The organism is Cupriavidus sp. WS (assembly GCF_000395345.1).
GTDB classification, from domain to species: domain Bacteria; phylum Pseudomonadota; class Gammaproteobacteria; order Burkholderiales; family Burkholderiaceae; genus Cupriavidus; species Cupriavidus basilensis_B.
Genome location: NZ_AQPL01000403.1, coordinates 1 through 15123, shown reverse-complemented (window position 1 = coordinate 15123; position 15123 = coordinate 1). Strand labels below are relative to the sequence as shown.

At 71.3% G+C, this 15123-nt stretch carries 14 protein-coding genes; 10 read left to right on the top strand and 4 right to left on the bottom strand.

The annotated features are described in order from the left end of the window. Positions 1 to 779, bottom strand: a 779-nt coding sequence (locus K206_RS0128430) for a MetQ/NlpA family ABC transporter substrate-binding protein (RefSeq protein WP_020205764.1), incomplete at its 3' end; no start/stop codon positions are given. A gap of 239 nt (positions 780 to 1018) precedes the next feature. Here K206_RS0128430 and K206_RS0128425 point away from each other — a divergent pair. After that, positions 1019 to 1399, top strand: coding sequence for a hypothetical protein (locus K206_RS0128425; protein ID WP_155888303.1), 381 nt, complete (start codon positions 1019 to 1021; stop codon positions 1397 to 1399). Positions 1400 to 1490: 91 nt separating this feature from the next. On the opposite strand, the gene K206_RS0128420 is transcribed toward K206_RS0128425, so the two are convergent. After that, entirely contained in the window at positions 1491 to 2246 is a 756-nt protein-coding gene (locus tag K206_RS0128420; RefSeq protein ID WP_020205762.1) for a sulfite exporter TauE/SafE family protein, read from the bottom strand. A gap of 241 nt (positions 2247 to 2487) precedes the next feature. On the opposite strand from K206_RS0128420, the gene K206_RS0128415 reads away from it, so the two are divergent. The 4 genes from K206_RS0128415 (at position 2488) to K206_RS41940 (ending at position 6697) form a co-directional block, all read left to right on the top strand. Continuing rightward, entirely contained in the window at positions 2488 to 3702 is a 1215-nt protein-coding gene (locus K206_RS0128415) for a DSD1 family PLP-dependent enzyme (RefSeq protein WP_020205761.1), read from the top strand. A gap of 384 nt (positions 3703 to 4086) precedes the next feature. Beyond that, entirely contained in the window at positions 4087 to 5532 is a 1446-nt protein-coding gene (locus tag K206_RS0128410; protein ID WP_020205760.1) for a cytochrome ubiquinol oxidase subunit I, read from the top strand. Between the two features lie 2 nt (positions 5533 to 5534). Further along, positions 5535 to 6542, top strand: coding sequence for a cytochrome d ubiquinol oxidase subunit II (gene cydB / locus K206_RS0128405; RefSeq protein ID WP_029044195.1), 1008 nt, complete (start codon positions 5535 to 5537; stop codon positions 6540 to 6542). Then, positions 6542 to 6697, top strand: a complete 156-nt coding sequence (locus K206_RS41940) for a DUF2474 family protein (RefSeq protein ID WP_020205758.1) — start codon at positions 6542 to 6544, stop codon at positions 6695 to 6697. Before cydB ends, K206_RS41940 begins: the two co-directional genes overlap by 1 nt. 60 nt (positions 6698 to 6757) lie before the next feature. On the opposite strand, the gene K206_RS39550 is transcribed toward K206_RS41940, so the two are convergent. Together K206_RS39550 and K206_RS0128385 are read right to left on the bottom strand one after the other, a co-directional pair. Then, a complete protein-coding gene (locus K206_RS39550; protein WP_043367183.1) occupies positions 6758 to 7297 on the bottom strand; it encodes an ankyrin repeat domain-containing protein in 540 nt (179 codons plus the stop codon). A gap of 122 nt (positions 7298 to 7419) precedes the next feature. Beyond that, positions 7420 to 8187: an SDR family NAD(P)-dependent oxidoreductase gene (locus K206_RS0128385; protein ID WP_020205756.1), complete on the bottom strand. Its 768-nt coding sequence runs from the start codon at positions 8185 to 8187 to the stop codon at positions 7420 to 7422. 139 nt (positions 8188 to 8326) lie between these two features. Between K206_RS0128385 and K206_RS0128375 the strand changes: the two genes are divergently transcribed. The 5 genes from K206_RS0128375 (at position 8327) to K206_RS0128355 (ending at position 15030) form a co-directional block, all read left to right on the top strand. Beyond that, positions 8327 to 8923, top strand: a complete 597-nt coding sequence (locus K206_RS0128375) for a TetR/AcrR family transcriptional regulator (protein ID WP_020205755.1) — start codon at positions 8327 to 8329, stop codon at positions 8921 to 8923. A 48-nt stretch (positions 8924 to 8971) separates the two neighbouring features. Continuing rightward, on the top strand, positions 8972 to 10282 hold the full coding sequence (locus K206_RS0128370; protein WP_020205754.1) for an MFS transporter: 1311 nt from the start codon (positions 8972 to 8974) through the stop codon (positions 10280 to 10282). A 278-nt stretch (positions 10283 to 10560) separates the two neighbouring features. After that, entirely contained in the window at positions 10561 to 12582 is a 2022-nt protein-coding gene (locus K206_RS0128365) for a LamG-like jellyroll fold domain-containing protein (protein WP_029044192.1), read from the top strand. A 23-nt stretch (positions 12583 to 12605) separates the two neighbouring features. Beyond that, entirely contained in the window at positions 12606 to 12794 is a 189-nt protein-coding gene (locus K206_RS0128360; RefSeq protein WP_020205752.1) for a hypothetical protein, read from the top strand. A 79-nt stretch (positions 12795 to 12873) separates the two neighbouring features. Next, positions 12874 to 15030 (top strand): phosphocholine-specific phospholipase C, encoded by a 2157-nt coding sequence (locus K206_RS0128355; protein ID WP_029044191.1) that lies wholly within the window; start codon positions 12874 to 12876, stop codon positions 15028 to 15030. The last annotated feature ends 93 nt before the right edge of the window (positions 15031 to 15123 follow it).

The window sequence follows — 15123 nt, the reverse complement described above, 5'->3', positions numbered from 1 at the left end:
AGGAAGTCGCGCACTTCCTGCGACTGGTAGGCCGACACCAGCGGCTTGACCCACGGCTTGTCCTTGTCCTGCGCGCGCACCGCGATCAGGTTGGCGTAGGGGCCGCGCAGGTCTTCGATGGCGATGGCGTCGCGCGTGGGGTTCAGGCCGGCCTTGACGGCGTAGTCGGTGTTGATCGAGGCGGCGGCGAGGTCGTCGAGCGAGCGCGGCAGGATGGCCGAATCGAGCTCGACGATCTTGAGCTTGCGCGGGTTGGCGGCGATGTCGAGCGGCGTGGCGTTCTTGCCGCTCTTGCCGGCGCCGTCGCGCAGCGTGATGAGGCCTTCCTTCTGCAACAGCAGCAGCGCGCGGTTGCCGTTGGAGGGATCGTTCTGGATGCCGACCTTGGCGCCTTCGGGCAGGTCCTTGAGCGACTTGAACTTCTTCGAGTAGAAGCCCATCGGCGCCACGTAGGTCAGGCCCACGTTGGCGATCTTGTAGTGGCGCGCCTCGATCTGGCTGTCGAGGAAAGGCTGGTGCTGGAAGCCGTTGGCGTCGAGGTCGCCGGCGTCGAGCGCGGCGTTGGGCTGGGCGTAGTCGTTGAACTCGACGATCTTCACATCCAGGCCGCTGCGCTTGGCCACGGTGCGCACGACTTCCCAGATCTGCGCGTCGGGGCCGCTCATGGTGCCGAGGCGCACCACCTGGTCGGCGGCGAGCGCGGACTGCGCGGCGAAGCCCGGCAGCACGGCGATGGTGGCGGCCAGGGCGATGGATTTGAACAGGGTACGGCGCTGCATGCAGTCTCCACGAAGGTTGGTCGCGGCCGGAGCGGCCGCTGTGGTGAGGGGCGCGGCCGGCGCTCGTGACGCCGGCTCGCGTGGCAGCGATGTTAGCGCCGCGCCCTGTGGCGCGGAATGAAGGTGTTCGCCTATCGATATGCGCGGCATGTCGCCGCGCGCATCGTCCCGTGCATCCGGATGCGGCGGACGAATCCGGTAGAATCGCGCTCCCCGCGACACCGGACCCGGCCACGCCCATGACACAAGATCCGCCCTCCCCGCCGGCCGCGCCCGCCTTGCGCATCCTGTTCGCGTTCGGCGCGGACGCGGGCACCGTGCTCGAGATCAAGCGGCTCGGCCTGCCCGCCGGCACGCCGCGCGCGCGCCTCTACCAGTGGCTGTGGCTGGACGGCGCGCACTCGCCGCCGCGCGCGCAGCCGCTGCGCTTCGTGTCGATGGCGGAGGAGCCCGGTGCGCCGCTGCCGCAGCGGCGCGTGTTCGAAGAAGGCGTGCTGCGCTTCGGCGGGCAGGCCGCCGAACTGACGCTGGCCGGACAGCGCCCGCTCGCGCTGCGAGCCTGCGCGTCGCCGGCGCCCGAGACGATGGCGGCGGTGGCGGCGTTCGCCGCGGCAGGCTAGCCGGCGCGGGACTTTGCCATGCCGCCGCGAGCCGGTTCGCGCGCAGCGGCAGCGGCATCCTCCATCCCCGAAGGCGCGCGGCGCCCGGCGTTTAGTGCGCCGCTGCCAGCAGCCGCGGCAGCGAGGCGGTCAGCAGCACCACGCCCGAGGCCGTCAGCAGGCTCAGCACGATGCGGCGGAAGGCGATCTCGCTGATGCCGATGTACAGCCGCGCGCCGAGGATGCTCGGCACCAGCATGGCCGGGCCCACCACCAGGAACATCGGCACCATGTCGCGCGTGACGATGCCGGTGCCGACGTAGGTCGCCATCGTCACCGCCAGCGTGGCCAGGTTGAAGTTCTGGATGATGGCGCGCTGCTCGTCCTTGGGCAGCCCGCGCAGCGTGCACCACAGCGTGGGAATCACGCCGCTGAAGCCGCCGATGCCGCCCATGATGCCGCCGGCGGTGCCGGCCAGGCCATCGGCCAGGCGCCCGCCGAAGCGCACGCGCGGCAGCTGCGCGGACAACAGCATGAGCGGGCACCAGATCACCAGGAACGCGCCCAGGCAAGCCTTGAACAGGTTGGCGTCGAGCATCGGCAGCACGGCCACGCCGATGGGAATGCCGAGCACGCCGCCGGCCACGAACGGCAGCAACTGCCGCGGCGAGAAGCCGCGCCGCACCGTGAGCGCCGCCACCACCTGCCCGGTGAGCGAGCCGAACACCGCCATCGCCGCCGCCAGCCGCGGCTCCACCGTCCATACCCAGAACGACATCGCCACCATGCCGAAGGCAAACCCGGACAGGCCCTGCACGAAGCCGGCCACCACGGCGCCGAGCGCCACGATCAGGAGAGGAAAGTCCATCGGGAGTCAGGATGCCGCTGGCGGCAAGTGCGCGGGGCGCATCGTGCGAAAGCCGCAAACTATGCGCCGAATCGGCCCGCTTGTCATCCGCCGCCAGGCCGGCGGCGCGCGCGGCGGCGGCGCCGGCACAGGTCCGCATGGGAGGCGCCGCCGGCCGATTTGACAGCGCCGGCCCGCACCCCACATCATCGCAGGCACGGCCAGGCTCCGCCTTGCCATCCAGCCCAGGACCACCCGCCCCATGACCCACGCCACGCCCGCCTCGCCGGCTTCGCTCGCCTTGCCGGACCTGCGGTTGCCGCCCGCCGCCGAGCCCGGCCAGCCCGTGACCGCCATCGACACCCCCGCGCTGGTGCTCGACCTGGACGCCTTCGAGCGCAACCTCGCGCGCATGCAGCAGGCCGCCAGCCAGGCCGGCGTGCAACTGCGCCCGCATGCCAAGGCGCACAAATGCCCGGCCATCGCGCTGGCGCAGATCGCGCGCGGCGCGGCCGGCATCTGCTGCCAGAAAGTCAGCGAGGCGGTGCCGTTCGTGCGGGCCGGCGTGACCGACATCCACATCAGCAACGAGATCGCCGGGCCGGCCAAGGCCGCGCTGCTGGCGCGGCTCGCCCTGCATGCGCGCATGAGCGTGTGCGTGGACGACGCGCGCCAGGTCGAGGCGCTGGCCGCAGCCGCAGAGCACGCCGGCAGCACCATCGGCGTGTTCGTCGAGATCGACGTGGGCCAGGGCCGCTGCGGCGTGGCCGGCGCCGCCGCCGCGCTGCGGCTGGCGCAGGCCGTCCAGGCCCATGCGCGGCTGGCGTTCCGCGGCCTGCAGGCCTACCAGGGCGGCATCCAGCACGTGCGCGAGTACGCCGCGCGCAAGCGCGCGGCGGCCGAAGCCGCGGCCCGCACCGCGGCCGTGGTGGCCGCGCTGGCGGAGGCCGGCGTGGCCTGCGCCACGGTCACTGGCGGCGGCAGCGGCAGCGTGGAGTTCGACCTCGCCAGCGGCGTCTACACCGAGATCCAGCCCGGCTCCTACGTCTTCATGGACGGCGACTACGGCCGCAACGAATACGGCGGCGCGCTGCGCTTCGAGCACAGCCTGTTCATCGCCAGCACGGTCATGAGCGTGGCCGCCGCCACGGCGCCCGCGCCGGCCACGCCGCGCGTGGTGCTGGACGCGGGGCTGAAGTCGATGGCGGTGGACTCCGGCCTGCCGCTGGTCTGGGGCGCGGACGGCCACGACCTCGCGCTGGCCTACGTGGCCGCCAACGACGAGCACGGCATCGTCGAGGCGCTGCCGGCGCCGGGCGCGCGCGCCGCCCCGCTGCTGCCGGCGCTGGGCAGCCAGGTGCTGCTGGTGCCCGGCCATTGCGATCCGACCCTCAACCTGTACGACGACATCGTCGGCGTGCGCGGCGGCACCGTGGCCTGCGTGTGGCCGGTGGCGGCACGCGGGTTGAGCCGCTGAAACGGCGGGCAGCGCCCGGGCGCTGCGGCGTTATACCGCAGCGCAGCAGACTGATACCGTCTTTTTAAGCGCATTTGCTTCTGTTATCCACGCCGGGCCGCCGGTAGCATGGGGTCCATCGCATGCGCCGGGGCGCGGTCCGCGCTCCGGGCGCAAGCCCAATATCCGGCCTCCGCACATGGACAACCCCGCATCAGGCCTGCCCGCCCGGGCAGGCTTCCGCCCCCGCCGCCGCCCGCCCGCGGCATCCGCGCCACATCGCGTGCGCCCCCGCCCGCAAGCGCCCTTCAATGCGCTCGCGCCGTGGTCTACGCTATCCCCACGCGCCGGCCGGTGTCTTGGACAAGCCACCCCGGCCCACCCCCGCCTCACGGAGACCACGCCATGCCCGGCCTGAGTGCGCTCGACCTCGCCCGGATCCAGTTCGGGTTCACCATCTCGTTCCACATCATCTTTCCCGCCATCACCATCGGCATGGCCAGCTACCTCGCCGTGCTGGAAGGCTGCTGGCTGCGCACGCAGAACCCGGTCTACCGCGACCTGTACCACTTCTGGTCCAAGATCTTCGCGGTCAACTTCGGCATGGGCGTGGTGTCCGGGCTGGTGATGGCCTACCAGTTCGGCACCAACTGGAGCTTCTTCTCCGACTTCGCCGGCAGCGTGACCGGCCCGCTGCTGACCTACGAGGTGCTGACCGCGTTCTTCCTCGAGGCGGGCTTCCTCGGCGTGATGCTGTTCGGCTGGAAGAAGGTCGGCCCCGGCCTGCACTTCTTCGCCACCCTGATGGTCGCGCTCGGCACGCTGATCTCGGCCACGTGGATCCTCGCTTCCAACAGCTGGATGCAGACCCCGCAGGGCTACGAGATCATCGACGGCCGCGTGGTGCCGGTGGACTGGCTGCGCGTGATCTTCAATCCGTCGTTCCCGTACCGGCTGGCGCACATGAGCGTGGCGGCCTTCCTCGCCACGGCGCTGTTCGTCGGCGCCTCCGCCGCGTGGCACCTGCTGCGCGGGCGCGACAACCCGGCCATCCGCAAGATGCTGTCGATGGCGATGTGGATGCTGCTGGTGGTCGCGCCCGTGCAGGCCGTGATCGGCGACATGCACGGCATCAACACGCTCGCCCACCAGCCGGCCAAGATCGCCGCGCTGGAAGGCCACTGGGAAAACCGCGGCAACGAGCCGCTGCCGCTGATCGTGTTCGGCTGGCCCGACATGGCGCGCGAGGAAACCCGCTTCGCGCTGGAGATCCCGCGCCTGGGCAGCCTCATCCTGACGCACACGCTGGACGGCCAGATCCCCGGCCTGAAGGCGTTCCCGCCGCAGGACCGGCCCAACGCCACCATCCTGTTCTGGAGCTTCCGCGTGATGGTCGGGCTGGGCGTGCTGATGATCCTGCTCGGCCTGTGGAGCCTGCTGCTGCGCCGCGGCGAGGCGCTCTACCGCGCGCGCGCGTTCCTGCGCGTGGCGCTGTGGATGGGCCCGGCCGGGCTGGTGGCGCTGCTGGCCGGCTGGTTCACCACCGAGATCGGGCGCCAGCCGTGGGTGGTGTACGGCGTGATGCGCACCGCCGACGCGGTCTCGCCGCACGGCGCGCCCGAGCTCGCGCTGACGCTGGCGCTGTTCGTGGTGGCCTATGTGTTCGTGTTCGGCGTGGGCATCGCCTACATGATGCGGCTGGTGCGCAAGGGCCCGGTCATGCACGAAGGCGACGACGATGAGAACGAGGACGCCGCCCGTCCGGGCCATCCGGCGCACACGCCGGCGCGCCCGCTGTCCGCCGTCGACGACCGCGGCGACGTGCCCGCCATCAACACTTCCGGGAGCTGAACATGGGTGTCGACCTCTCTTTGATCTGGGCCGTCATCATCTTTTTCGGGGTGATGATGTACGTGGTGATGGACGGCTTCGACCTCGGCATCGGCATGCTCTATGCCTTCGTGCCGGACCGCCATGACCGCGACGTGATGATGAACACCGTGGCACCGGTGTGGGACGGCAACGAGACCTGGCTGGTGCTCGGCGGCGCCGGCCTGCTGGCCGCCTTCCCGCTGGCCTACTCGGTGGTGCTCAGCGCGCTCTACCTGCCGCTGGTCCTGATGCTGCTCGGACTGATCTTCCGCGGCGTGGCGTTCGAGTTCCGCTTCAAGGCCAACGACCGCGAGCGCCACGTGTGGGACAAGGCCTTCATCTGCGGCTCGCTGGCGGCGGCCTTCTTCCAGGGCGTGGCGCTGGGCGCGTACATCGACGGCATCCGCGTCAGCGGCCGCGTCTTCGCCGGCGGCCCGCTGGACTGGCTGCAGCCGTTCCCGCTGTTCTGCGGCGTCGGCGTGGCGGTGGCCTACACCGTGCTGGGCAGCACCTGGCTGATCGTCAAGACCGAAGGCGACCTGCACCGGCGCATGCTCCATCTCACCGGCCGGCTGGCCTGGGTCCTGCTCGGCGTGATCGCCGTGATCAGCATCTGGACGCCGCTGGCGCAGCCGCGCATCGCCGCGCGCTGGTTCAGCCTGCCCAACCTGATCTGGTTCGCGCCGGTGCCGCTGCTGGTGCTGCTGTGCATGTACCGGCTGGTGCGCTCATTGCGCGCCGACGCGCGCATCGCGCCGTTCCTCTACACGCTGGCGCTGGTCTTCCTCGGCTACAGCGGGCTGGCCATCAGCGTGTGGCCGAACATCGTGCCGCCCAGCATCTCGATCTGGGACGCCGCCGCGCCGCCGCAGAGCCAGGGCTTCACGCTGGTCGGCGCCCTGTTCATCATCCCGTTCATCCTGATGTACACGGTGTGGGCGTATTACGTGTTCCGCGGCAAGGTCAGGCACGGCGAGGGGTATCACTGATGGCCGCGAACCGGCGCGAGGACGGCCCCGCGCCGCGCGGCTGGCTGGCGCGCGTGGGCTGGCTGCTGGCGATCTGGATCGCCAGCGTGGCGGCGCTCGGCGTGGCCGCGCTGCTGCTCCGGGGCGTGATGCGGCTCGCGGGGATGCACGCCTGACGGCCGCGCGCCGGCGCATGCCGGCACGCGCTGGCACGCGCCGACAGACGCCATAGCGCGCTACTGCCCGTCCTTCCCCGCCAGCAGCGCCGCGGCATTGCGCGCGCCCATCATGGCCGCGGCCGCCGCGGCGGTGGCGCCGCCGGCATCGCGCGCGCCGGCATTGGCACCACGCGCGAGCAGCAGCTCGACGATCGCGGCGCGGTCGAACATCGCCGCCACCATCAGCGCCGTGCGGCCGTCGGGCGAGGCGCCCTCGACGTCGGCGCCGTGGTCCAGCAGCAGCGCGGCAATCTCCGCGTAACCCTTGAACGCCGCGCCCGCGAGCGGGGTCTGGCCGTTGTCGTTGCGCAGGTCCGGCGCCGCGCCGCGCGCGAGCAGCACGCGCGCGGCCTCGGCGTGGCCGTGGTAGCAGGCCAGCATCAGCATGCTGTCGCCCTTCTCGTTGCGCAGGTCGGGCGACAGGCCGCGCTCGAGCAGGCCGGCGAGCGTGGCCGCGTCGCCGGCGCGCGCGAGCGCGAAGACCTCGGCCAGCGCGGCCTGCATGCGCTCCTGATCGGCTTCGGCCTGGGGTGCGGGTGGGGATGAGGATTGCGTCATGGCGTGGTCCCGTGCGTCCGGTCCGGCAGCTTGAATCCGGCTACTTTGCCGCATCGGCGGCCGCTTGGGAAGCCGGCCGGAGGAAAGCGCGGGCCACGCGCCGCCGCGCTCAGGCAACCCGTTCAGGCAACCGACAGCGCGCCGTCCACGCCGATGCTCTGCCCGCTGATGAAGCGGCCCGCCGGCGAGGCCAGCAGCACGGCCAGCCCGGCCACGTCCTTCGCCTCGCCGATGCGCCGCATCGGGATCGCCGCGGCCAGCCGCGCTTCCTGCTCCGGATTGCCCCACAGCGCCTCGCGCGAGAACTCGGTGCGCACCGGGCCGGGGTTGATGGCATTGACGTTGATGCCCTTCGGGCCGAGCTCCAGCGCCAGGCTGCGCACGGCCTGGTCGGTCGCGCCCTTGGTGATGCTGTACATGCCGAGGAAGGCCGAGCCGCGCTTGGCGGCGATGCTTGACGTGAACACGATGGCGCCGTCGCCGCGCGCGATCATCTGCGGCGACAGCGCGTTGACCAGCATCAGGTTGCCGCGCACGTTGCCGCCCATCGCCTGGTCGAACAGCTCCGGCCCCTGCGTCAGCAGCGAGCCGGGCGTGGCGCCGGCCGCGGCGTTGAGCACCAGCGCGTCGACCCGGCCGTAGGCGGCCAGCGCCTGCTCGGCGAAGGCGCGCACGCTGTCCACGTCGGCGATGTCGCAGGCGATGCCCCGGGCTTGGATGCCTTCCGCGGCAAGCGTGGCGGCGGCCGCTTCGGCGCCGGCGCTGTCGCGCCCGGACACCACCACGGCGGCGCCCGCCGCGCCCAGCGCGCGGGCCATTTCCAGGCCCATGCCCTTGGTGGAGCCGGTGACGACGGCCACGCGGCCGGTGAGATCGAACAGGTTCTGCATGACAAACACTCCTTGGTGAGGACACGCGCCGCGGCCCGGGGGCGGGCCGCGGCTTCTTAAATGATGGTCGACATCTATTGAATAAATTATGGTCGTCATATAAAATCCGGTCAAGCAAAGTTTTGGCAGGAGAACGAACATGGCGCGCGCATCACGAGAACAGGCGGAAAAGCACCGCGAAGCGATCGAGGCGGCATCCACGCGGCTGTTCCGCGAACGCGGACTCAACGGCGTCAGCGTGGCCGAGCTGATGGCCGGGGCCGGGCTGACCCACGGCGGCTTCTACGGGCATTTCGCCTCCAAGGACGAACTGGTGGCGCTGGCGTGCCGGCGCGGCTTCGAGGAATCGGCGCAGCGCTGGGCGCGCCGCCTGGGCCGCGCCGGCGACGACAAGCACGCCATGCGCGCCAACCTGGTCGAGCCCTACCTGACGCGGGAGCACTGCGCCGCGCCCGGCGAAGGCTGCTCGGCGGTGGCGCTGGCCAGCGACGTGGCGCGCGAGCCCGTGGACAAGCCGGTGCGCCAGGCCTACCTGGACGGCCTCAAGGTCATGGTCGAGGACTGGATCAAGACCGTCGAGCACGCCGACCCGGCCGAGCGCCGCAAGCTGGCGCTGGCCGAGCTGTCCATGCTGCTGGGTGCGATGACGCTGGCGCGGGCCACCGCCGGCGATGCGCTGTCCGACGAGATCCTCGCCGCGGCGCGCGAGATGCTGCTGGGCCCGCTCGCGCCATAACGCGCGCACCCACCCCGAACCACAACGAACTCCGCCCCCGGAACATTCATGTTTGCTCAAGCGCTTTCCAGCCGGCTCGACCGGCGCGGCATCCACTATGCGTGGCTGATCGCCGCCCTCACCTTCGGCGTGATGCTGACCACGTCGGCCGCGCTCGGCCTGCCCGGCGCCTTCCTCAAGCCGCTCACCCGCGAAATGGGCTGGGACACCGACCAGATCTCGTCGATCCTGGCCGTGCGCTTCGCGCTGTTCGGCCTGATGGCGCCGTTCTCGGCCATCCTGATGGAGCGCTTCGGCGTGCGCAACGTGGTCTGGGCCGCGCTGGCGCTGATCGCCGGCGGCATGGCGCTGGCCACGGTGGCGACGCAGTTGTGGCAACTGTTCATCGCCTGGGGCCTGATGCTGGGCATCGGCTCCGGACTGACCGCGCTGGTGCTGGCCGCGGTGGTGGCCAGCCGCTGGTTCAGCGCGCGGCGCGGGCTGGTGATCGGCATCCTCACGGCCAGCTCGGCCACCGGGCAGCTGGCGTTCCTGCCGGTGGCGGCCTGGCTGATCGAGCACATGGGCTGGCGCACCGCCGTGCTGCCGGTGCTGCTGGCCTGCGCCGCGCTGGCCGCGCTGGTGTTCTGCTTCATGCGCAACCGCCCGTCCGACGTGGGCCTGGCCGCCTACGGCGAAGTTCCGCAGCAGGTGCATGCCGCGCCGGCCCAGCCGCCCGCGCCGCTCACGCTGCGCGGCCCCTTCGTGGTGCTGCGCGACGCCGCCCGCACCCAGACCTTCTGGGTCCTGGCCGGCACCTTCTTCATCTGCGGCCTGAGCACCAACGGCCTGATCCAGACCCACTTCATCGCGCTGTGCGCGGACTTCGGCATGGCCGCGGTGCCGGCCGCCGGGGCGCTGGCCATGATGGGCGCCTTCGACTTCGTCGGCACCATCCTGTCGGGCTGGCTGTCGGACCGCTACGACTGCCGCAAGCTGCTGTTCTGGTACTACGGCCTGCGCGGGCTGTCGCTGTTCTGGCTGCCGCACTCCACCTTCACGCTGTATGGCCTGTCGATCTTCGCCATGTTCTACGGCCTGGACTGGATCGCCACGGTGCCGCCCACGGTGCGGCTGGCGGGCGCGGCCTTCGGCAAGGAGCGCGCGCCGATGGTATTCGGCTGGATCTTCGCCGCGCACCAGGTGGGCGCGGCCACCGCGGCGTTCGGCGCCGGCCTGACGCGCACGCTGCTGCTGACCTACACCCCGGCGCTGTACGCGGCCGGCGCCGCCTGCGCGCTGGCGGCCCTGCTGGCGCTCGCCGCCGGGCGCCGCACCGTGCGCGACGACGGCGCGCAGGTGCAGGCCGCCAAGGCCTGAGACCGGGCCGGGCGCCCGGCCCGGTCTCCCCGGAACACCACCCAACGTCTCCCAACGCCCGCCTTCGCGCGGGCGTTTTGCTTTTCCGGATCGCCTCCGCACCCGGCCCGTGCCTGTTCCATCAGGAATACAAATGGGCGCATCAGCATTCTTTGCCTGCATGTCACCCGGCTGACAACCCCTTTTCTTACTCTGCCAACGCGTCACGGGGAGCGTGATCGGCAGCGCCGCGATGGCGGCGCGCGGCTTGAGAAACAACGGAAAAGAGGGAAGCAGACATGGCATGGAAACAGCAGGCACGCATGGCGTGCAGCCTGGCCCTGGCGGGCGTGGTGGCCGCGTGCGGCGGTGGTAGCGATGCGCCGGCGACGGCGGCCCCGGACCAGGGCGGCAGCGGCGGCGCCACGCCGGGCGCGGCCGGCAAGAAGATCCTGCTGGTCGGCGTGGACGGCGCCACCTACAGCCAGTTGCAGAATGCGCTGATCCAGCACGGCATGCCCAACCTGGCCACGCTGGCGATCACGCCGTCGTCCACGGGCGGCAGGCTGGGCACCATCAGCGAACAGGCGCCGCTCGACGCGCCGAGCTGGGCCACGGTGCTGACCGGCAACTGGCAGGACCGCCACGGCGTCACCGACGACCAGGCCGCCGCGGCCGGCCTGAAGGCCCCGAGCCTGTTCCAGTACCTGCGCGCGGCCAACACCGGCGCGACCCGGCAGCGCCTGGGCGCGGCCACCGGCGCGGCGGCGCTGCCGCTGCTGCTCAAGGCGGACGCCGCCGCCGGCAACCTCGATTCGCTGCGCGACTGCGCCTACGACGACAACTGCGTGACGCAGGAAGGCGTGAAGCTGGTGCAGTCCGGCTACGACGTGGTGTTCGCCCAGTACACCGCGCCCGACCTGGCCGCCGCGAGCCAGGGCTTCAACGGCGGCGCCTACGCCACCGCGCTGAGCGGCTTCGACCAGGCGCTCGGCAAGCTGCTGGCCGCCGTGCAGGCGCGCCGCCAGGCCAACCCCGGCGAAGACTGGCTGGTCGCCGTGACCGCCAGCCACGGGCTCGACGCCACCGGCGCCACCACCACGCTGCCCACGGTGGAAAACCGCACCGCGTTCATCGCGCTGAACAAGCCCTTCAACGCGCTCGCCGGCAACCTGCCCGCGGCGCCGGCCAACGCCGCCGCGCTCTCGGCCATGCCGAGCGAGGCCGACCTGCTGCCCACGCTGCTGGCGCACAGCGGCACCGCACTGCCGGCCGCCCAGTACAAGATCGACGGCGCCGCGCTGACCGGCGAGGCCGGCGCGCGCGCCATGAGCTCGGTGGTCGGCCAGTTCAGCAACACCCTGGTGCTGTCCTGGCAGAACCCCACCACCGCCAGCGGCCCCATGACCCTGCTGCGCGACGGCGTGGTGATCGAGTCCGCGCTGCCCGCCGGCACCACCAGCTACGAAGACACCAAGCTCAACCCGCCCGACAGCGGCCTGTACCGCTACAACTACACGCTGGTGCGCAACGGCGTGCCCGTGTCCCTGCAGGCGCAGATCAACTACGTCAAGCCGATCGTGCTGGCCGACACGCTGCGCAACAACCTCGCCGCGTACTACAGCTTCGAGACGCTGCCCGCGCTCGATGCCAAGGGCACCACCACCATCGGCCCGTGGGTGGCCGGCACCGACGGCGGCTCGCTCGGCACCGACAACTTCGGCGCCAAATCGCTGAAGGTCAACTCCAACATCGACGCCTACGTGCTCAAGCAGAGCGGCGCCGACATCGCGCTGTCGCCGCAGTTCACCATCGGCTTCTGGTTCAAGTCCGACTGCACGCAGGGCAACGGCACCGGCGAGCCGATCCTGTCGAACAAGAACTACGTGTCCGGCGCCAACGCGGGCATCGCCTTCGGCCTGTTCGGCAGTTGCGAGGTGCGCTTCAACATCGGCAGCGGCGGCAAGCGCGACGACATCCAGGGCATGACGTTCAGCGCCAACCAGTGGGCCTACCTGGCCCTGTCGGTCAACGCCACGGCCAAGACCTTCAGCGCCTACATCATCGACCCGGTGCTCGGCGTGCAGAAGACCGAGAACAAGGCCATCGCCAACACCGACGTGACCAAGCTGGGTGGCCTGGCGACCGGGCAGTGGGGCATCAACGACGATGCCACGCATGCCTACGTGCCCAACAACGGCGGCTCGCTCAAGGGCGTGATGGAGTTCAACGACCTGGCCATGTGGACGCGCCAGCTCAGCCTGTCCGAACTGCAGACCATCACCGGCTCGCGCCAGCCGCTGTCCACGCTCAACCCCTGATTCCCCCCAAGAGAGCCCGTCACATGAAGCCTTCCAAACCGATCCTCGCCCTGCCCGGCTGGCTGGCGGCCCTGGCGCTGTGCGCCGCGCTGACCGCCTGCGGCGGCGACGACAGCAGCCCCGCCGGCGCCCAGCAGCCCGCGCAACCGTCCCAGCCTTCGCAGCCGGGGCAGGAGCCCGCCGTCACGCCGAAACTGCGCTGCGCGCCCTGATGCGCCTGCCCGGCGCCACGCGCCGGGCCGCCATCGCACGCACCGATCCGCCGAACCAGCCTAGCCAGAACAGACAACGATGAGCCTTCACAGCAGACGCAACTTCCTCAAGATGGCCAGCGGCACCACCGCCGCGGCCGCGGCGCTGGCCGCCTTCCCGCCGTCGATCCGCCGCGCGCTGGCGATTCCCGCCAACAACGCCACCGGCACCATCCGCGACGTGGAGTACGTGGTGATCCTGATGCAGGAGAACCGTTCCTTCGACAACTACTTCGGCACGTTCAAGGGCGTGCGCGGCTTCGGCGAGCGGTTCCCGATCCCGCTGGCCGGCGGCCTCGACGTGTGGCAGCAGGGCTATACCAACCGCATCGTGCGCCCGTACCACCTGGACAGCACGCAGGGCAACGCCCAGCGCGTCAACGGCACCCCGCACAGCTATCCCGACGCGCAGAACGCCTGGGACCTGGGCCGCATGAACAAGTGGCCGACCTACAAGAACACCCAGTCGATGGGCTACTACACCGAGGCCGAGCTGGGCTTCCAGTTCGCGCTGGCCAACGCCTTCACGCTGTGCGATGCGTACCACTGCAGCTTCCACGGCGGCACCAACACCAACCGCCTGTTCCACTGGACCGGCACCAACGATCCCACCGGCGCCCGCGGCGGCCCCGTGATCGACAACAGCGGCGACTCGATGGGCGCCTCCACCAGCGGCTACACCTGGACCACCTACCCGGAACGCCTGCAGGCCGCCGGCGTGAGCTGGAAGCTCTACCAGAACATGCCGGACAACTTCACCGACAACCCGCTGGCCGGCTTCGTGCAGTACCGCAAGGCCAACGAGGCCAAGGGCAACGCGGCCAACGGCAGCCCCTACACCGCGTACAGCGCGGCCACCGATGAAGCCATCAACCCGCTCATCAAGGGCATCGGCAATACCATGCCCGACAACGGCTTCCTGCAGTCGTTCAAGGACGACATCGCCGCCGGCACGCTGCCGCAGGTGTCGTGGATCGTGGCGCCGGCCAACTACTCCGAGCACCCCGGGCCTTCCAGCCCGGTGCAAGGCGCCTGGTACACGCAGGAAGTGCTCAACGCGCTGACCGCCAACCCGGACATCTGGAGCCGCACCGTCCTGCTGATCAACTTCGACGAGAACGACGGCTTCTTCGACCACGTGCCGCCGCCGTGCGCGCCCGCCTACGACAGCAACGGCGTGCTGGCCGGCAAGTCCACCATCGCCACCGACGGCGAGTACCACACCGACAAGCACCCCTACGGCCCCGGCCCGCGCGTGCCGATGTACGTGGTGTCGCCGTGGAGCCGCGGCGGCTGGGTCAACTCGCAGGTGTTCGACCACACCTCGGTGCTGCGCTTCCTCGAAGCCCGCTTCGGCGTGGCCGAGGCCAACATCAGCGCCTATCGCCGCGCCGTCTGCGGCGACCTGCTCTCGGCCTTCAACTTCGTCAGCCCGAACAGCGCGGCGCTGCCGGCCATCCCGGCCAGCACCAAGGCCGGCGCCGACGCCCTGCGCACCGCGCAGGAAGCGCAGGCGCAGGTGCCGGTGCCCAGCGAGAGCGCGCAGGCAGCCGCGCCGGCCAACCAGGAAGTCGGCCAGCGCCCGTCGCGCGCGCTGCCCTACGAGCTGCACGTGAGCGGGCGCGAGGACCCGGTGTCGCGCGCCATGTGGCTGCTGTTCAGCAACAGCGGCACCGCCGCCGCCGTGTTCCACGTGTACGACCGCCTGCACCTGGACCGCGTGCCGCGCCGCTACGCGGTCGAGCCCGGCAAGGAACTGCACGACAGCTGGGACGTCTACGCCGCCGACGGCGGCAAGTACGACCTGTGGATCACCGGCCCGAACGGCTTCCACCGCAGCTTCAAGGGCAACGTCAGCGCCGTGGCGGCCACCGGCGGCACCGCGCCGGAAATCCGCGTGTGCTACGACGTGGCCAATGCCGCGGTCTACCTGACCATGATCAACACCGGCGCGGCGCCCTGCACCTTCACCGTCAAGCCGGGCGCCTACCGCGCCGACGGCCCGTGGTCGTTCGACATCCCGGCCGGCAAGCAGCTCGACCAGCACTGGCCGCTGAACCTGCAGGACAACTGGTACGACTTCGTCGTCACGGTGCCCCAGGGCGGCTTCCAGCGGCGCTTCGCCGGCCGCCTGGAAACCGGCGCGGACGGCAAGTCCGATCCCGCGCTGGGCATGCCGGCGCAGATCGTGACCTGAGCCCCGCCGCGCGGGCCGGGGCAGCGCGCCCCGGCCCGCGTCCGGCGCGCGTCCGCCCCCCCCTGCGACTCCTATCGGGTCCACCCCCCGCCC

Bases quoted from the DNA above. Each gene is read 5' to 3' on its own strand.
- K206_RS0128425 (WP_155888303.1), top strand. From the start codon at position 1,019: ATGACACAAGATCCGCCCTCCCCGCCGGCCGCGCCCGCCTTGCGCATC.
- K206_RS0128420 (WP_020205762.1), bottom strand. From the start codon at position 2,246: ATGGACTTTCCTCTCCTGATCGTGGCGCTCGGCGCCGTGGTGGCCGGC.
- K206_RS0128415 (WP_020205761.1), top strand. From the start codon at position 2,488: ATGACCCACGCCACGCCCGCCTCGCCGGCTTCGCTCGCCTTGCCGGAC.
- K206_RS0128410 (WP_020205760.1), top strand. From the start codon at position 4,087: ATGCCCGGCCTGAGTGCGCTCGACCTCGCCCGGATCCAGTTCGGGTTC.
- cydB (WP_029044195.1), top strand. From the start codon at position 5,535: ATGGGTGTCGACCTCTCTTTGATCTGGGCCGTCATCATCTTTTTCGGG.
- K206_RS41940 (WP_020205758.1), top strand. From the start codon at position 6,542: ATGGCCGCGAACCGGCGCGAGGACGGCCCCGCGCCGCGCGGCTGGCTG.
- K206_RS39550 (WP_043367183.1), bottom strand. From the start codon at position 7,297: ATGACGCAATCCTCATCCCCACCCGCACCCCAGGCCGAAGCCGATCAG.
- K206_RS0128385 (WP_020205756.1), bottom strand. From the start codon at position 8,187: ATGCAGAACCTGTTCGATCTCACCGGCCGCGTGGCCGTCGTCACCGGC.
- K206_RS0128375 (WP_020205755.1), top strand. From the start codon at position 8,327: ATGGCGCGCGCATCACGAGAACAGGCGGAAAAGCACCGCGAAGCGATC.
- K206_RS0128370 (WP_020205754.1), top strand. From the start codon at position 8,972: ATGTTTGCTCAAGCGCTTTCCAGCCGGCTCGACCGGCGCGGCATCCAC.
- K206_RS0128365 (WP_029044192.1), top strand. From the start codon at position 10,561: ATGGCATGGAAACAGCAGGCACGCATGGCGTGCAGCCTGGCCCTGGCG.
- K206_RS0128360 (WP_020205752.1), top strand. From the start codon at position 12,606: ATGAAGCCTTCCAAACCGATCCTCGCCCTGCCCGGCTGGCTGGCGGCC.
- K206_RS0128355 (WP_029044191.1), top strand. From the start codon at position 12,874: ATGAGCCTTCACAGCAGACGCAACTTCCTCAAGATGGCCAGCGGCACC.